The organism is Streptomyces sp. NPDC021115, from assembly GCF_044333065.1.
Lineage (GTDB): Bacteria > Actinomycetota > Actinomycetes > Streptomycetales > Streptomycetaceae > Streptomyces.
Map to the genome: position 1 here is coordinate 28,700 of NZ_JBIRQF010000002.1, position 15,081 is coordinate 43,780.

Below are 15,081 nucleotides of genomic sequence, written 5' to 3' on the forward strand. Positions count from 1 at the left end.
GAATCGAATGAGGCAGAAGCGAAAGCTTGCCATAGCCATGACCGTCGCGGCCCTCGCGACGGCCATGGGGACCAGCGCGGCGGCGACCGAGCCGCAGCCCGAGAACGACAACACGTCGCAGTCCGCCCGCAGCGATGACACGTCGCAGTCCGGCCGCAACGACGACACGTCGCAGTCCGGCCGCACCGGGCGCGAGAACCACAACGGGTACGAGAAGTCGAAGGGCTGTGTCGACGTCGACTCCGCCGGTAACGAAGGTGTGATTGCGGCCGGAGTGGGCGCGAAGTACATCTCGACGGTGTGCAACGGTCAGGTCTACGTCCTGTCGGTCGACGAGTCGACGAATCCGGGCACCCCTGTCGGCGGATGGCAGTCCGTGGGCGGCCCCCGCGATGTTCTCGAAGCCACGCTCGCGTCCAACACCGACGACGTCCAGGGCGGTCCGCTCTTCGTCACCGTGCTGACCAAGTCGCAAGAGGTGTGGGAGGGCCGTTGCCCCAACACCCGGCCGGTCGGGACGTGCGTGTTCACCCAGCTGCCCGACCCGCCCCACTGACGGGGCACCACGTTCGTCACGAACCCCGGCGCGTTCGCTCGCGCCGGGGTTTGCCGGGTCCTGACACATGATCGGCTATGCGATCTATTCTGGCCTGGCTTACGTCCACTCGTGCACAAGGACCCGATTGATGACCCATCCCGAACAGTTGTCCGAGAACGCCGCGGCCGCCACCGCCACACCGCCGCCCGGCTGCCCCGCCCACCGGGGCGCGCGACCGCTGAGCGGGCCCGGCTTCCAGACCAACCCCTTCGGGGTGTACGGGGAGATGCGGGACGAGCACGGTCCCGTGGCCCCGGTCCTCCTCGACGGCGGCATACCCGGCTGGCTGGTGCTCGGATACCGCGAACTGCACCAGGTCACCAGCGACGCCGGGCTGTTCACCCGGGACGCCAACCGGTGGAACCAGTGGGACAACATCCCCGAGAACTGGCCGCTCGCGCCCCTGATCAGCCGCGATCAGACGTCCGTGGTGTACGCGACCGGCGAGGACCACCAGCGGCGCGCCGAGGCCATCGGCGAGGCCCTGGAGGCCGTCGACCCGTACGAACTGCGCCGCCAGGCAGAGCTGATCGCCGACCGGCTGGTGGACGAGTTCTGCCACCGGGGCGAGGCCGAGCTGATCGCCGACTACGCCCGGATGCTGCCGGAGCTGGTCCTCGCCCACATCTACGGCATCCCCGACGCCGAGGGCCCGGCCCTCGTCCAGGCGATGAACGACGCGGTCGACGGCAAGGAGAACGCCCTCGAGGCGTACCAGCACGTCTACCTGGTGATGCGCCAGCTCGCGTCGGCGAAGCGGTCCGCGCCCGCGCCCGACGTGGCGTCCCGGCTGGTCACCGCGTACCGGGGGTACTCCGACGAGCTCCTCGTCCAGGACCTCATCGTCATCATGACGGCGGGCCACCAGCCGACGGCCGACTGGATCGGCAACACCCTGCGGCTGCTGCTCACCGACGAGCGCTTCGCGCTCTCGCTCTCCGGCGGCCGCCACAGCGTCGGGCAGGCCATGAACGAGGTGCTGTGGGAGGACACCCCGGTCGCCAACCTCGCCGCCCGCTGGGCCACCCGCGACACCACCCTGGCGGGGAAGCACATCCGCAAGGGCGATCTGCTGATCCTCGGCTTCCACGGTGCCAACACCGACCCCCTGGTGCGCCCCGACACCGATGCCTTCACCGAGGGCAACAGCGCCTTCCTCTCCTTCGGCCATGGCGAGCACCGCTGCCCGCATCCGGCCCAGGAGATCGCCGAGACGATCGCGAAGACCGCCGTGGAGGTGCTCCTGGACCGGCTGCCGGACGTACGGCTCGCGGTGCCGCGCGACCAACTGCTCTGGCGCCCCTCGGCCTGGGTCCGCGGCCTGTCCGCCCTGCCCGTCGCCTTCACCCCGGCCCCCAAGGGCGCCCGCTGAGCGGCCCGGTCTACCCCCGGGCCGTGCCCAGCCGCAGCACCCGCACCCCGTACGGGGGCAGGGTGACGGTGTCGGCAGGGGCGCCGGTCAGCTCCAGCAGGGGGGTGCCGTCGGGGACGGACGGTTTGACGGTCAGCTCCTCGGGGACCTGGCTGACCAGCCAGACGAAGCCGCGGCCGTCGTCGTGGACGAGGCGGTCCACCGCGACGCGGGAGTCGCCCACGGTGACCGGGCGGTGGACTCCGGCGTGGGCGGCGAGGGCGTCGTACAGGGTGGCCGTGGCCTCGGGGTTGACGCGCGGGGTGACCGCGGCCATGTGCTCGATCGGGTAGGTGCAGAAGACCACCGAGCCCTCGCCCACCGTGTGCAGCAGCAGCGCCGGGCGGCCGTGGCCGTCGACCGCGAGGACATCGGCGCCGTCGGGTTCGACGGGCAGGAACGCCCGGGCGCCCGCGGCGCGGAAGGTGAGGCGCGCGCCCTCGGGGAGGGTGCCGAAGGGGCGGGTGAGGGTGAAGGTGACCTCGTCGTCCTCGATGGGGTCGAGCAGTCCGTACTCCAGCTGGTGGCGGACGCCGAAGAGCGCGTCGAGATGGGCGTACCAGGGGCCGCGCTGCTCGTCGTGGGCGCCGGGGGAGTACGAGACGTAGACGGTCGCGCCGTCGCGGGCCCGCCGCTCCAGGTCGTACCAGGTGGGGGAGAGCAGCTGCTTGGTGGAGGGGACGAGCCACAGCAGCACGCCGGAGGGCAGCGGTCCTTCGCTCTCGCGCACCACGGCCGCCGGGGCGTCGGCGAGGCGGGCGGCGACCCACGCCTGACGGCAGGTCTGCCCGACGTAGCCGCGGTCCTCGGGGCGGGTGAAGGGGTAGGGCGTGTCGAGGTACGAGGACACCAGGAGCGCGGTGTCGGAGGGGGCGCGGTGGCAGCGGGCGAAGTCCACCTCGTCCAGGACCCGGGCGAACTCCTTCAGTTCGACCAGCTGCGGCTTGGGCGTGCCGTCCGATGCCGTCAGGCCGAAGTGCATCTCGAAGGCGTGGTGGCGGTACGGGTCCTGTTCCCGCAGCCCGTCGTAGTCGCTGTTGTTCCAGGCGATCCAGCCGGTGGCCCCGGCCAGCAGGCTGTTGTGCAGGGTCTGCCGGTAGTAGCGGGCCGCGCCGGGGCCCGAGGCGAAGGCGGAGCTGACCCCGAACTCCTCCAGGATCACCGGCCGCCCGAAGGTGCCGGTCAGCTCGCACACCCAGGCCGCCGCGTAGTGCTGGCGCACCGGGTCGTCCTCCATGCGGTAGACGTGCGGGCCGAGGAAGTCGCACAGCTCGGCGGTGTCGCGGAGCCGGAAGCCGTTGTCGTGGCCGGAGTTCTCAAGCCCCCAGGCGCCGTCGCCGAGCGAGACGGGCTGGGTGCCGCCCCCGGCGCGCACGGCGTCCACCAGCAGCTGCGCCCACGCGGCGACGGTCTCGCGGGGCGCGGGCGGGGCGGAGGTGCCCGGTTCGCGCCCGTAGATCGGCATCTCGTTGGAGACCAGCCATCCGGCGACGGCCGGATGCGCGGCGAAGCGGCGCACGGTCTCGCGGGCGAACCACGCCTGCCGGGCGACCAGCCAGACGTCGCCGTACAGATCGCGGTCGCCGCGCCAGGACGGGTCCCAGTTCTCGCCGGACATGTGGCCGACCAGGAAGGTGGGGACGGTGGTCATGCCGAGGGCATGGTGCCGGTCGAGGAAGTCGGCGAAGCGCGCGCACAGCTCTTCGTCGAGCCGGTCGGGTTCGGGATGGAAGTCGGGCCAGTAGAAGAACGAGCGGGTCATGGTCAGCCCGTGGTCCCGCAGCACCCGCAGCTCGGCGTCGATCACCTCGCCGTCGTAGGCGCGCCACATGAGCGGGCCGCCGGTCCTGGACCAGAAGTTGGCGCCGAGCCAGGTGACGGGGCGGTCGTGGGCGGTGAGCCGGGCGGAGGGGCGCTGCATCGACGGACTCTCCCTTGGCCGGTTTCCGGAAGGCGTGGGCTACTCAAGCAGTGAAGAACTAAACCGGTTTAGAGTCAACGGCATCGACGGAGGTCGTACGAAGGCCGATTCGAGTCCCTAGATCGACTGAATGTGGCTCTGTACGGCCGGACCTGGGTATTCGACGGATTCGACAAGGCCGCCACTAAGCCGGTTCAGCGGGGAGTCGCTGTCGGCTCTATTGACACCCTCTGACGGAGCCCCTTAATTTCACGGCGGCCGGAGGTGCGCGGCATACCGAGCGGCATACCGAGGGGACACCATGACGTTGATGAGCACAGGCCGTCCGCGCCGGGCGATCGCCGCGGCGGCCGCACTCGCGCTCTCCGGCACCCTCGCCGCCTGCGGCGGTGGCGGCAGCGGCGGAGGCGGCGCCGGCGGGGTGCTGACCGTGTCCACCGGGTCCACCGGCAATTTCGTCCGCAACTTCAATCCGTTCGCGCCGCAGCCGCTCCAGGCGACCAACGGAATGATCTACGAGCCGCTGTTCCACTTCAACGCGGCGAAAACCGGCGAGGTCGACCCGTGGCTGGCCACCAAGTACACCTGGGCGGACGACGGGAAATCCATCCGGATCCAGTTACGGAAGAACGTCACCTGGAACGACGGCAAACCCTTCACCGCCGAGGACGTCGCCTACACCTTCCAGATGGCGAAGGACGACAAGGCGCTCAACATGTACGCCCTCCCGGTGGCCTCCGCGACCGCCGAGGGCAAGCACACCGCGGTCATCACCTTCACCAAGTCCGCCTACACCAAGGAGTACTTCCTCCTCGGCAAGATGAAGATGCTGCCCCGGCACATCTGGTCCGCGCTCTCCGCCAAGGAGAGGACGACCTCGCTCAACCCGAATCCGGTGGGCACGGGCCCCTGGAAGGTGAAGTCCGTCAAGGGCACGACATACGATCTGGTCGCCCGCAAGGACTATTACGTCAAGGGCCTTCCGCACTTCAAGATCATGCGGTATCGCGGCTTCACCGGGAACAACGCCGCCAACGCCGCGGTCGCCTCCGGGCAGATCGACTGGGCGGGCGGATTCATCCCCGACATCAAGAAGAACTACCTCGCCAAGAACAAGAAGTTCGACCTGGTCAACATTCCGCTGGCCACCACCTCCTTCATCCCCAACGCCCAGCGCGGGCCCACCGCCGACGTGAACGTCCGCAAGGCCATCAGCGCCGCCCTCGACCGCGACTTCATGGACAGAAGCGTGTACGACGGCCAGGCGCCCGCCGCCAACCCCATGGCGCTGCTGCTCCCCAACTACCAGTCCGTCCTCGACCCGTCGCTGAAGGACGCGACGATGGAGACCGGACAGGACAAGGTCGCGGGCCACCTCACCGACTCCGGCTACGCCAAGGGGCCGGACGGCATGTGGCGGAAGAACGGCAAGAAGCTGTCCGTATCGGTCGAACTCGTCTCCGGCTGGACCGACTACGTCAGCGTCGCCCAGATGGCCAAGGCCCAGCTGAAGAAGGCCGGTATCGACCTCGTCGTCAAGGCCGAGTCGTACAGCCAGTGGTCCAACAACCGGGCCCGCGGCCAGTTCCAGATGCTCCTGGACAACGCCGGATACACCCCTGATCCGCGCGCCTACTACGCCCAGATGCTGGACAGCTCCATTCCGCCGAAGATCGGCCAGTCCACCAACGTCGGCAATTTCGGCCGCTACGCCAACGCCACCATCGACCGCGCGCTCGACAAGATCGGCGAAACCACCGACCTGGCGAAACAGAAGCCCTGGTATTACACGATCCAGCGGGAATTCATCAAGGACATGCCGATCATCCCGCTCTTCTCCGGGCAGAACGAGCAGGAATTCAACGGCAACCGGGTCACCGGCTATCCCACCGAGGACAACCTGTACGCCGCGCCCTCCATCTGGCTCGACCCCGACGGCGGCTGGGTCGCCGCCCGCATCAAACCGGTCGCGGGCAAGTAGCGGCGGGGGCGGACAGCGTGCGCTACCTCCTGCGCAAGCTCGGCTTCTACGCCGTCGCAGCCTGGATGGCGGTCACCGTCAACTTCTTCCTCCCGCGCCTCATCCCCGGCGACCCGGTGGAGATGATGCTCGCCCGCCAGGCCCAGTCCGGGCCCGTCGGACCCGGTCAGGAAGAGGCCCTGGCCGCCATGCTGGGCCTCGGCCACGGCAACCTCCTCGTCCAGTACGGCGACTATCTGCACGCGCTCGCCCGCCTCGACTTCGGGCTCTCCGTCACGTACTTCCCGAGCCCGGTCACCGATGTCGTCGGCGACGCCGTCCCCTGGACGCTGGTCCTGGTCGGCGCCGCCACCCTCCTCAGCGTCGCCCTCGGCCTCACCCTCGGCACCCTGGCGGGCTGGCGGCGCGGCAGCTGGTTCGACTCCCTCGTGCCCTCCACCACCTTCCTCGCCGCGATCCCCTACTTCTGGCTCGCGCTGCTGCTCCTCTACCTCTTCAGCCAGGTGTGGGGGCTGCTGCCGCTCGGCGGCGGCTACGACGAGACGCTGGACATCGGCCTCAGCGGCGCGTTCCTCACCTCCGCCGCCGAACACGCAGTGCTGCCCGCCGCGACCATCGTGCTCAGCTCGGTCGGCGGCTGGATGCTCGGCATGCGCAACATGATGGTCTCCACCCTGGCAGAGGACTACGTCGTCGCCGCCGAGGCCAAGGGGCTGCCGCCGCGCACGATCATGGTCGGCTACGCGGCCCGCAACGCCGTGCTGCCCTCGGTCGCCGGATTCGCCATCTCGCTCGGCTTCATCGTCAGCGGCTCGCTCGTGATGGAGATCGTCTTCTCGTACCCCGGCATGGGCTTCACCCTGCTCCAGGCCGTCCAGAACACCGATTACCCGCTCATGCAGGCCGTGTTCCTCGTCATCACCTTCGGCGTGCTCGCCGCCAACTTCCTGGTGGACCTGGTGTACGGCTTCGTCGACCCCCGCACGAGGCAGGACCGATGACCGCGCCCACCGCCCCCGCGACCCCGGCGGCCCCCGGGGCGGCCACCCGCGCGGGCGGGCGCGGCTGGCTGCGTCCCGCGCTGCGCTCCCGCCGCTTCGCCACCGGCCTCGCCCTGCTCGCCGTCTTCGTCCTCACCGCCGTGGTCGGACCCTTGCTGATCCGGGACGCCAACGCCTTCACCACCGACCTCGGCCAGGCCCCCTCCGGGGCGCACTGGCTCGGCACCACCCAGACCGGGCAGGACGTCTTCGCCCAACTCGTCGTCTCCGCCCGTGGCACGCTCCTGATCGGCGCCGCCTCCGCCCTCATCGCGACCGTCGTCTCCGTCGTCGTCGGCATCGGCGGCGGCTTCCTCGGCGGGCTCGCGGACGAGGCGCTGTCCCTGATCAGCAACGTCTTCCTGGTCATCCCCGGGCTGCCGCTGGTCATCGTCGTCGCCGCGTACGTCAAGGGCGGCGGCGCCTGGTCCACCATCCTCGTCATCGCCCTCACCAGCTGGGCCGCCTCCGCCCGGGTGCTGCGCGCCCAGACGCTGTCGCTGCGCAGCCGCGACTACGTGCTGGCGGCGCGGGTGTACGGGGAGAAGCGGTGGCGGATCGTGCTGGTGGAGATCCTGCCAGGCGAACTCGCCATCATCGTCTCCCAGTTCATCTTCGCGGTGATCTTCGCGATCCTCACCCAGGCCGGTCTGGCCTTCCTGGGCCTGGCCGATCCGTCCCTGCTCACCTGGGGCACGATGCTCTACTTCGCCCAGAACGCGGAAGCGCTCACCAGCGGGGCCTGGTGGTGGTTCATCCCGCCGGGGCTGTGCGTCGCCGCCCTCGGCACGGCCCTGTCGCTGATCAGCTTCGGCCTGGACGAAGTCCTCGACCCGCGCCTGCGCGCAGGGAACGTACGGAAGGCGAACCGATGACGGAGCAGGCCGACGACGTGGTGCTGCGCGCCGAGCACATCAGCGTGACGTACGAGGGCGAACGCCCCACCCACGCCGTCCGCGACGTCAGCTTCGATCTGCGGCGCGGCGAACTCCTCGGCATCGCGGGCGAGTCCGGCTGCGGCAAGTCGACGCTCGCGTACGCGGTGGCCCGGATGCTGGGCCCTCCGGCGCGGCTCACCGGGGGGCGGGTCGTGCACCGCGACCGCACCGGCGCCGAAACGGATCTGCTCGCGCTCCGGGGCGAGGCGCTGCGGGCCTTCCGCTGGGACCGGCTGTCCGTCGTCTTCCAGAGCGCCATGAACGCGCTCAACCCGGTGACCACCGTGGGCCGCCAGTTCGACGACATCTTCCGCGCCCACCGCCCCCGCATGCGCGGGCCCGAGCGGTACGAGCGCGCCCGCGCCCTCCTCGACATGGTCGGCATCGACCCGGTCCGGGTGCGGGCGTATCCGCACGAGCTGTCCGGCGGCATGCGGCAGCGCGTCGTCATCGCCATGGCGCTCGCGCTCGAACCCGAGATCGTCATCATGGACGAGCCGACGACCGCGCTCGACGTCGTCGTCCAGCGCGAAATCCTGGACGAGGTGCAGCGGCTCCGCGACGAACTCGGCTTCTCCGTCGTCTTCATCACCCACGACCTGTCGCTGCTGCTGGAGATCAGCGACCGGCTGGCCGTGATGTACGCGGGCTCGATCGTCGAGTACGGACCCGCGGAGCGGATCGCCGCCGACCCCGCCCACCCCTACACCCAGGGCCTGCTGCGCTCCTTCCCCGACCTCGGGGGCGAACGCCGCGCCCTGCGCGGCATCCCCGGCTCCCCGCCGGACCTGCGCGACACCCTGCCCGGCTGCCCCTTCGCCCCGCGCTGCGAGCACGCCTTCGCCCCCTGCGCCACCACGCCCCCACCCCTCGTTCCCCTCGCCCCGGGCACCTCCGCCGCCTGCCATCTGCACGCGGTGGCGCGCACGGGGGCGGCCCCCCGACCCGAAGGGCGGCAGCCGTGACCGCACTGGAGGCAACCGGCCTCACCGTCGACTTCCCGCAGCGCGGCCGGGTGCCGTTCCGGGCCGTGGACGGGGTGTCGTTCGCGCTGCACGCCGGGCGCACCCTCGCGCTCGTGGGGGAGTCCGGAAGCGGCAAGTCCACCGTCGTACGCGCCCTGTCCCGGCTGGTGGCGCCCACCGCCGGGGAGGTGCGGCTCGGCGGGGCGCGGCGGACCCGGGGCAAGGAGTACCGGCGGGCCGTACAGATGGTGTTCCAGGACCCGTTCGCCTCGCTCAACCCCGCGCACACCGTGGGCCACCACCTCATCCGCCCGCTGCTGGTCAACGGGCAGGCGCGGCGCGGGAGCGACGCCGAGGAGAAGGCGCGGGAGCTGCTGCGCTCGGTGAACCTCACGCCCGCCGCCGACGTGGCGCGCAAGCGCCCCCACGAGCTGTCGGGCGGGCAGCGGCAGCGCGTCGCCATCGCCCGCGCGCTGGCGCCGGGCCCCGGGGTGCTGCTGGCCGACGAGCCGGTGTCGATGCTCGACGTGTCGATCCGGCTGGAGATCCTGGGGCTGCTGGACCGGCTCAAGGACGAGCGCGGGCTCGCCCTGCTGTACGTCACCCACGATCTGGCCACCGCCCGGCACTTCGCCTCCGAGGTGATGGTCATGTACCGCGGGGAGATCGTGGAGCGCGGGCCCAGCGACGAGGTGATCCTCGCGCCCCGCCACCCGTACACCCAGGCGCTGGCCGCCGCCGCGCCCAGCTCGGCCGGCGGCCGCGAGCGGGCGCGCGCGGCCCGCTCGGAGCGGCTGGCGGAGCGGGCGCGGCGGGACGCGGAGCGCCGCGAGGTGGTGGTGGGGGACGGCTGCCGGTTCCGGCCGCGCTGCCCGTACGCGATGGAAGCCTGTACGCGGCGGCCGCCCGAGGCGGAGGTGGGCCCGGGCCATCGCGCACTCTGCTGGTTACGCAGCGACACGAACGACAGCGTTGTCGATTCCTCTGCGTAGTTTGTCCGGACAACCGAACTTCACGACTTCCCGTCATCAGTTCATCCGGCTACGCTCGCTCCGTGGCAATGCAGGAAGAAGACTCATCCGGCGGGGCGGACGCGCTCCAGTTCAGCGTGGACCGCAGCAGCCCGGTCCCGCTCTACTTCCAGCTGTCCCAGCAGCTCGAGTCGGCGATCGAAAAGGGGCGGCTGGCACCGGGGAGCCTGCTCGGCAACGAGATCGAGCTGGCCGGGCGGCTCGGGCTGTCCCGCCCCACCGTCCGCCAGGCCATCCAGTCCCTGGTCGACAAGGGGCTGCTGGTGCGGCGCCGCGGCGTCGGCACCCAGGTGGTGCACAGCCAGGTCAAGCGCCCCCTGGAGCTGAGCAGCCTCTACGACGACCTGGAGGCCGCGGGCCAGCGTCCCGCCACCCGGGTGCTGCGCAACACCACCGAGCCCGCCACCGCCGAGGTCGCCGCGGCGCTCGGCATCTCCGAGGGCACCGAGGTGGTGCTGATCGAGCGGCTGCGGCTGGCGCACGGCGAGCCCATGGCCCACCTGTCCAACCGGCTCCCGGCCGGGCTGCTCAAGCTGGACAGCGCGGAACTGGAGGACACCGGCCTCTACCGGCTGATGCGCGCCGCGGGGATCACCCTCCACAGCGCCCGCCAGGCGGTCGGCGCCCGCGCGGCCACCGCGGAGGAGGGCGTGGAGCTCGGTGAGCCCGAGGGCGCGCCGCTGCTCACCATGGAGCGGACCACCTTCGACGACACGGGCCGCGCCGTCGAGTTCGGCTCCCACACCTATCGCGCCTCGCGCTACGCGTTCGAGTTCCAGCTGCTCGTACGTCCCTGAGACACCCCCCCGGCCCCCGCCACCACCCCGGTCGCGCCCCGTAACGGATACTTGGCGGCGGCCGGGGCCGATCATGTCGCTCCCGGCCACCGACATGAAACGGGACAAGAGGGACGAGGCTTCTTCGTGGCCAGAGTTGGGACAAGGGCACGCGCGACGACCGCCGCCGTGCTGGCGACACTGCTGGGGGCGGCCCTGGCCGGATGCAGCAGCACCGGCGGGCTGCGTGCCGAGAAGCGGGCCGCGCAGGCGGCCTCCGGGCACGCGGCGGTCAACACCCCACGGATGACGTTCGCCATGGTCACCCACTCCGGCGACGGCGACACCTTCTGGGACATCGTCCAGAACGGCGCCGAACAGGCCGCCGTCAAGGACAACGTCAAGTTCCTCTACGCCCACAACAAGGAGGGCAAGGAACAGGCCCAGCTGGTCCAGACATTCATCGACCAGAAGGTCGACGGCCTGATCGTCACCCTCGCCAAGCCCGACGCCATGAAGTCCGTCGTGCGGCGCGCCGAGAAGGCCGGAATACCGGTGATCACCGTCAACTCCGGCTCCGCCGAGTCCAAGGAGTTCGGCGCGCTCACCCACGTCGGCCAGGACGAGACCATCGCGGGCGAGGCCGTCGGCGACGAGCTGAACAAGCGCGGCCGCAAGAAGGCCCTGTGCGTCCTGCACGAACAGGGCAACGTGGGCCACGAGCAGCGCTGTGACGGCGCGGCGAAGACCTTCGACGGCAAGCTGGAGAAGATCTACGTCGAGGGCACCAACATGCCCGACGTGCAGTCCTCCATCGAGGCCAAGCTCCAGTCCGACCACGACATCGACACCGTCCTCACCCTCGGCGCGCCGTTCGCCGACACCGCCGCCCAGGCCGCCGAGCAGGCGGGCAGCAAGGCGGAGATCGACACCTTCGACCTCAACGCGAAGGTCGCGGCCGGACTGGAGGACGGCACCCTGGGCTTCGCCGTCGACCAGCAGCCGTACCTCCAGGGCTACGAGGCGGTCGACCTGCTCTGGCTCCAGCGCTACAACGCGGACGTGCTCGGCGGCGGCCAGCCGGTCCTCACCGGCCCGCAGATCGTCACCAAGGACGACGCGAAGAAGCTGGCGGCGTTCACGAAGCGGGGCACCCGATGAGCGCGGACACCGATTCCCTGCCGCAGAAGGACGAGCCGCAGGAGAGCGGGCCGCGGAAGACCGACGCCGACGCGCGCCCGGTGGCGCGCACCCCGCTGCTGCGCCGCCTCGCGGGCCGCCCGGAGCTGGGCGCGGTCGTCGGCGCCGCCGCCGTCTTCGTCTTCTTCTCGATCGCCGCCGACTCCTTCCTCCAGTGGTCGAGTCTCAGCACCGTGCTGTACGCCTCCTCGACCATCGGGATCATGGCGGTGCCGGTCGCGCTGCTGATGATCGGCGGCGAGTTCGACCTGTCGACCGGGGTGCTGGTCACCTCGTCCGCGCTGGTCTCGTCGATGTTCTCGTACCAGATGACGGCGAACGTCTGGGTCGGCGTCGGGGTGTCGCTGCTGGTCACCCTCGCCATCGGCTTCTTCAACGGCTATCTGCTGGTGCGCACCAACCTGCCGAGCTTCATCATCACGCTCGGCACCTTCCTGATCCTCCAGGGCTGCAACCTCGGCTTCACCAAGCTGATCAGCGAGACCGTCTCCACCAAGACCATCGCCGACATGGAGGGCTTCCCCTCCGCCCGCCAGGTCTTCGCCTCCCAGCTGACCATCGGGAACGTGGAGCTCCAGATCACCGTGGTGTGGTGGTTCGCCCTGATCGCGCTCGCCACCTGGGTCCTGCTGCGCACCCGCGCCGGGAACTGGATCTTCGCGGTGGGCGGCGCCAAGGAGGCGGCCCGCGCGGTCGGCGTACCGGTGAACCGCACCAAGATCGGCCTCTACATGGGCGTCGCCCTGGCGGCCTGGATCTCCGGGCAGCACCTGCTGTTCAAGTACGACACCGTCCAGTCCGGTGAGGGCGTCGGCAACGAGCTGCTGTACATCATCGCGGCCGTCATCGGCGGCTGCCTGCTCACCGGCGGCTACGGCTCGGCGGTCGGCGCCGCCGTCGGCGCGTTCATCTTCGGCATGACCAACAAGGGCATCGTGTACGCGCAGTGGGGCGCGGACTGGTTCAAGTTCTTCCTCGGGGCGATGCTGCTGCTCGCCACGCTGCTCAACTGGTGGGTCCGCAAGCGGGCGGAGGCAAGCGCATGACCACATCCGGGACTCCGCTGATCGCGCTGCGCGAGATCGGCAAGCGCTACGGCAACGTCACGGCCCTGGAGGGCGTCTCGCTCGACGTCCACGCCGGGCGGATCACCTGCGTCCTCGGCGACAACGGCGCGGGCAAGTCCACCCTCATCAAGATCGTCGCCGGGCTGCACCAGCACGACGAGGGCACCCTCGCCGTCGAGGGGGAGGAGATCCGGCTCGGCTCGCCGCGCGAGGCCCTGGACCGCGGTATCGCCACGGTCTACCAGGACCTCGCCGTCGTTCCGCTGATGCCGGTGTGGCGGAACTTCTTCCTCGGCTCCGAGATCCGCAAGGGCCGGGGCCCGTTCGCCCGCCTGGATGTGTCCGCCATGCGCGAGACCACGCACCGCGAGCTGCTGCGCATGGGCATCGACCTGCGCGACGTCGACCAGCCCGTCGGCACCCTCTCCGGCGGTCAGCGCCAGTGCGTGGCGATCGCCCGCGCCGTCCACTTCGGCGCGAAGGTCCTCGTCCTGGACGAGCCGACGGCGGCGCTGGGCGTCAAGCAGTCCGGGGTGGTGCTGAAGTACGTCGCCGCCGCGCGCGACGCCGGGCTCGGAGTGGTACTGATCACACATAACCCCCACCACGCCTACCTGGTCGGCGATCGTTTCGTCCTTCTCAAGCGAGGCGCGATGGCGGGCAGCCACGCCAAGGAGGAGATCGCCCTGGACGACCTGACCCGCCAGATGGCGGGCGGCAGCGAACTGGAACAGCTCAGTCACGAGCTGGCCCGGTGAGCGCCGTCCGGGGCGGGTGTGCAATGCACCGTGCGGGGTGGTTGAGGCACAATCGCACGGCGGGCCCCACCCGCGCCGACCACCGCACGGCGGGCCCCACCCGCGTCTGACCACCGCACGCCGAGGCCCCGGCCTCCCGAGACACCCGCAGGGACGACGAACTCTTGCGAGCACGCACCCGCAGCGACCGCATCCCCCGCACCGGTGAAGGGGCCGGCCGATGAGCATCTACCGCGAAAGAGTGCACCGGGGCTCGGCCCGGGCCACCGTGCTGCGGACCGTCGGCACGCGTGAGCGCCGCTCGCACCTGAGCGCGCCGCGGGTCCCCACGGTCGGCATCGACATCGGCGGCACCAAGGTGATGGCCGGGGTCGTCGACGCCGACGGCAACATCCTGGAGAAGGTGCGCACCGAGACGCCCGACAAGTCCAAGAGCCCCAAGGTCGTCGAGGACACCATCACCGAGCTCGTCCTGGACCTGTCCGACCGGCACGATGTGCACGCGGTCGGCATCGGGGCGGCGGGCTGGGTGGACGCGGACCGCAACCGGGTCCTGTTCGCACCGCATCTGTCCTGGCGCAACGAGCCGCTGCGCGACCGGCTCGCCGAGCGCCTCGCCGTGCCCGTCATGGTCGACAACGACGCGAACGCGGCCGCGTGGGCCGAGTGGCGCTTCGGCGCCGGACGCGGCGAGGACCATCTCGTCATGATCACGCTCGGCACCGGCATCGGCGGCGCGATCCTGGAGGACGGCCAGGTCAAGCGCGGCAAGTACGGGGTCGCCGGGGAGTTCGGCCATATGCAGGTCGTGCCCGCCGGACACCGCTGCCCGTGCGGCAACCGCGGCTGCTGGGAGCAGTACAGCTCCGGCAACGCGCTGGTCAGGGAGGCCCGCGAGCTGGCCGCCGCCGAGTCGCCCGTGGCGTACGGGATCAACGACCGGGTCGGCGGCAACATCCAGGAGATCACCGGGCCGCTCATCACCGAGCTGGCCCGGGAGGGCGATGCCATGTGCATCGAACTCCTCCAGGACATCGGCCAGTGGCTCGGCGTCGGCATCGCCAACCTCGCCGCCGCCCTCGACCCCTCCTGCTTCGTGATCGGCGGTGGCGTCAGCGCCGCCGACGACCTGCTGATCGTCCCGGCCAGGGACGCCTTCCGGCGCACCCTCACCGGGCGCGGCTACCGGCCGGAGGCCCGTATCGTCAAGGCCCAGCTGGGGCCCGAGGCGGGGATGGTCGGCGCCGCCGACCTCGCCCGGCTCGTCGCCCGCCGCTTCCGCCGCGCCACCCGCCGCCGGGTCGAGCGGTACGAGCGCGCCGGGTCCACCTCCCCGCTGCGGCTGGCGCCGCGCGGTCAGGCGGGCCGCGAATGAACACCGCAGAGCAGCGCCCC

Annotated in this window: 13 protein-coding genes; 12 read left to right on the forward strand and 1 reads right to left on the reverse strand. The window is 71.0% G+C overall.

Annotated features, from left to right (window positions below; translation table 11 throughout):
* Positions 1-7: 7 nt before the first annotated feature.
* Positions 8-556: a hypothetical protein gene (locus ACH4TL_RS05815; RefSeq protein WP_398311379.1), complete on the forward strand. Its 549-nt coding sequence runs from the start codon at positions 8-10 to the stop codon at positions 554-556.
* Between the two features lie 130 nt (positions 557-686).
* Complete coding sequence (locus tag ACH4TL_RS05820; RefSeq protein ID WP_398311376.1) at positions 687-1,970, forward strand: cytochrome P450; 1,284 nt, start codon at positions 687-689, stop codon at positions 1,968-1,970.
* 10 nt (positions 1,971-1,980) lie between these two features.
* Here the strand turns inward: ACH4TL_RS05820 and ACH4TL_RS05825 are convergent, their stop codons facing one another.
* Positions 1,981-3,930, reverse strand: a complete 1,950-nt coding sequence (locus ACH4TL_RS05825; protein ID WP_398311373.1) for a cellulase family glycosylhydrolase — start codon at positions 3,928-3,930, stop codon at positions 1,981-1,983.
* A gap of 310 nt (positions 3,931-4,240) precedes the next feature.
* On the opposite strand from ACH4TL_RS05825, the gene ACH4TL_RS05830 reads away from it, so the two are divergent.
* The 10 genes from ACH4TL_RS05830 to ACH4TL_RS05875 all read left to right on the forward strand — a co-directional run bounded on the left by ACH4TL_RS05830 (position 4,241) and on the right by ACH4TL_RS05875 (position 15,061).
* Positions 4,241-5,911 (forward strand): ABC transporter substrate-binding protein, encoded by a 1,671-nt coding sequence (locus ACH4TL_RS05830; protein ID WP_398311370.1) that lies wholly within the window; start codon positions 4,241-4,243, stop codon positions 5,909-5,911.
* 17 nt (positions 5,912-5,928) lie between these two features.
* Positions 5,929-6,912: an ABC transporter permease gene (locus tag ACH4TL_RS05835; RefSeq protein ID WP_398311367.1), complete on the forward strand. Its 984-nt coding sequence runs from the start codon at positions 5,929-5,931 to the stop codon at positions 6,910-6,912.
* Complete coding sequence (locus tag ACH4TL_RS05840) at positions 6,909-7,826, forward strand: ABC transporter permease (RefSeq protein ID WP_398311364.1); 918 nt, start codon at positions 6,909-6,911, stop codon at positions 7,824-7,826. The genes ACH4TL_RS05835 and ACH4TL_RS05840 overlap by 4 nt, the downstream gene beginning before the upstream one ends.
* Positions 7,823-8,854, forward strand: coding sequence for an ABC transporter ATP-binding protein (locus tag ACH4TL_RS05845; RefSeq protein ID WP_398311361.1), 1,032 nt, complete (start codon positions 7,823-7,825; stop codon positions 8,852-8,854). The genes ACH4TL_RS05840 and ACH4TL_RS05845 overlap by 4 nt, the downstream gene beginning before the upstream one ends.
* Positions 8,851-9,846: an ABC transporter ATP-binding protein gene (locus tag ACH4TL_RS05850; protein WP_398311358.1), complete on the forward strand. Its 996-nt coding sequence runs from the start codon at positions 8,851-8,853 to the stop codon at positions 9,844-9,846. Before ACH4TL_RS05845 ends, ACH4TL_RS05850 begins: the two co-directional genes overlap by 4 nt.
* Before the next feature lie 68 nt (positions 9,847-9,914).
* Positions 9,915-10,682 carry a GntR family transcriptional regulator gene (locus tag ACH4TL_RS05855; RefSeq protein WP_398311646.1) on the forward strand — a complete coding sequence of 256 codons (768 nt, stop codon included), beginning with the start codon at positions 9,915-9,917 and terminating at the stop codon, positions 10,680-10,682.
* 168 nt (positions 10,683-10,850) lie between these two features.
* The gene (locus tag ACH4TL_RS05860) at positions 10,851-11,822 is read left to right on the forward strand and encodes a sugar ABC transporter substrate-binding protein (protein WP_398425173.1); all 972 of its coding nucleotides are present in this window, start codon (positions 10,851-10,853) and stop codon (positions 11,820-11,822) included.
* Entirely contained in the window at positions 11,819-12,907 is a 1,089-nt protein-coding gene (locus ACH4TL_RS05865) for an ABC transporter permease (RefSeq protein ID WP_398311351.1), read from the forward strand. The genes ACH4TL_RS05860 and ACH4TL_RS05865 overlap by 4 nt, the downstream gene beginning before the upstream one ends.
* Complete coding sequence (locus tag ACH4TL_RS05870) at positions 12,904-13,686, forward strand: ATP-binding cassette domain-containing protein (RefSeq protein WP_398311348.1); 783 nt, start codon at positions 12,904-12,906, stop codon at positions 13,684-13,686. Before ACH4TL_RS05865 ends, ACH4TL_RS05870 begins: the two co-directional genes overlap by 4 nt.
* Positions 13,687-13,906: 220 nt before the next feature.
* Positions 13,907-15,061, forward strand: coding sequence for an ROK family glucokinase (locus ACH4TL_RS05875; RefSeq protein ID WP_398311345.1), 1,155 nt, complete (start codon positions 13,907-13,909; stop codon positions 15,059-15,061).
* Positions 15,062-15,081: the final 20 nt, after the last annotated feature.

Coding starts and splice junctions, on each gene's coding strand:
- ACH4TL_RS05815 (WP_398311379.1), top strand. CDS start 8: ATGAGGCAGAAGCGAAAGCTTGCCATAGCCATGACCGTCGCGGCCCTC.
- ACH4TL_RS05820 (WP_398311376.1), top strand. CDS start 687: ATGACCCATCCCGAACAGTTGTCCGAGAACGCCGCGGCCGCCACCGCC.
- ACH4TL_RS05825 (WP_398311373.1), bottom strand. CDS start 3,930: ATGCAGCGCCCCTCCGCCCGGCTCACCGCCCACGACCGCCCCGTCACC.
- ACH4TL_RS05830 (WP_398311370.1), top strand. CDS start 4,241: ATGAGCACAGGCCGTCCGCGCCGGGCGATCGCCGCGGCGGCCGCACTC.
- ACH4TL_RS05840 (WP_398311364.1), top strand. CDS start 6,909: ATGACCGCGCCCACCGCCCCCGCGACCCCGGCGGCCCCCGGGGCGGCC.
- ACH4TL_RS05845 (WP_398311361.1), top strand. CDS start 7,823: ATGACGGAGCAGGCCGACGACGTGGTGCTGCGCGCCGAGCACATCAGC.
- ACH4TL_RS05855 (WP_398311646.1), top strand. CDS start 9,915: ATGCAGGAAGAAGACTCATCCGGCGGGGCGGACGCGCTCCAGTTCAGC.
- ACH4TL_RS05865 (WP_398311351.1), top strand. CDS start 11,819: ATGAGCGCGGACACCGATTCCCTGCCGCAGAAGGACGAGCCGCAGGAG.
- ACH4TL_RS05870 (WP_398311348.1), top strand. CDS start 12,904: ATGACCACATCCGGGACTCCGCTGATCGCGCTGCGCGAGATCGGCAAG.
- ACH4TL_RS05875 (WP_398311345.1), top strand. CDS start 13,907: ATGAGCATCTACCGCGAAAGAGTGCACCGGGGCTCGGCCCGGGCCACC.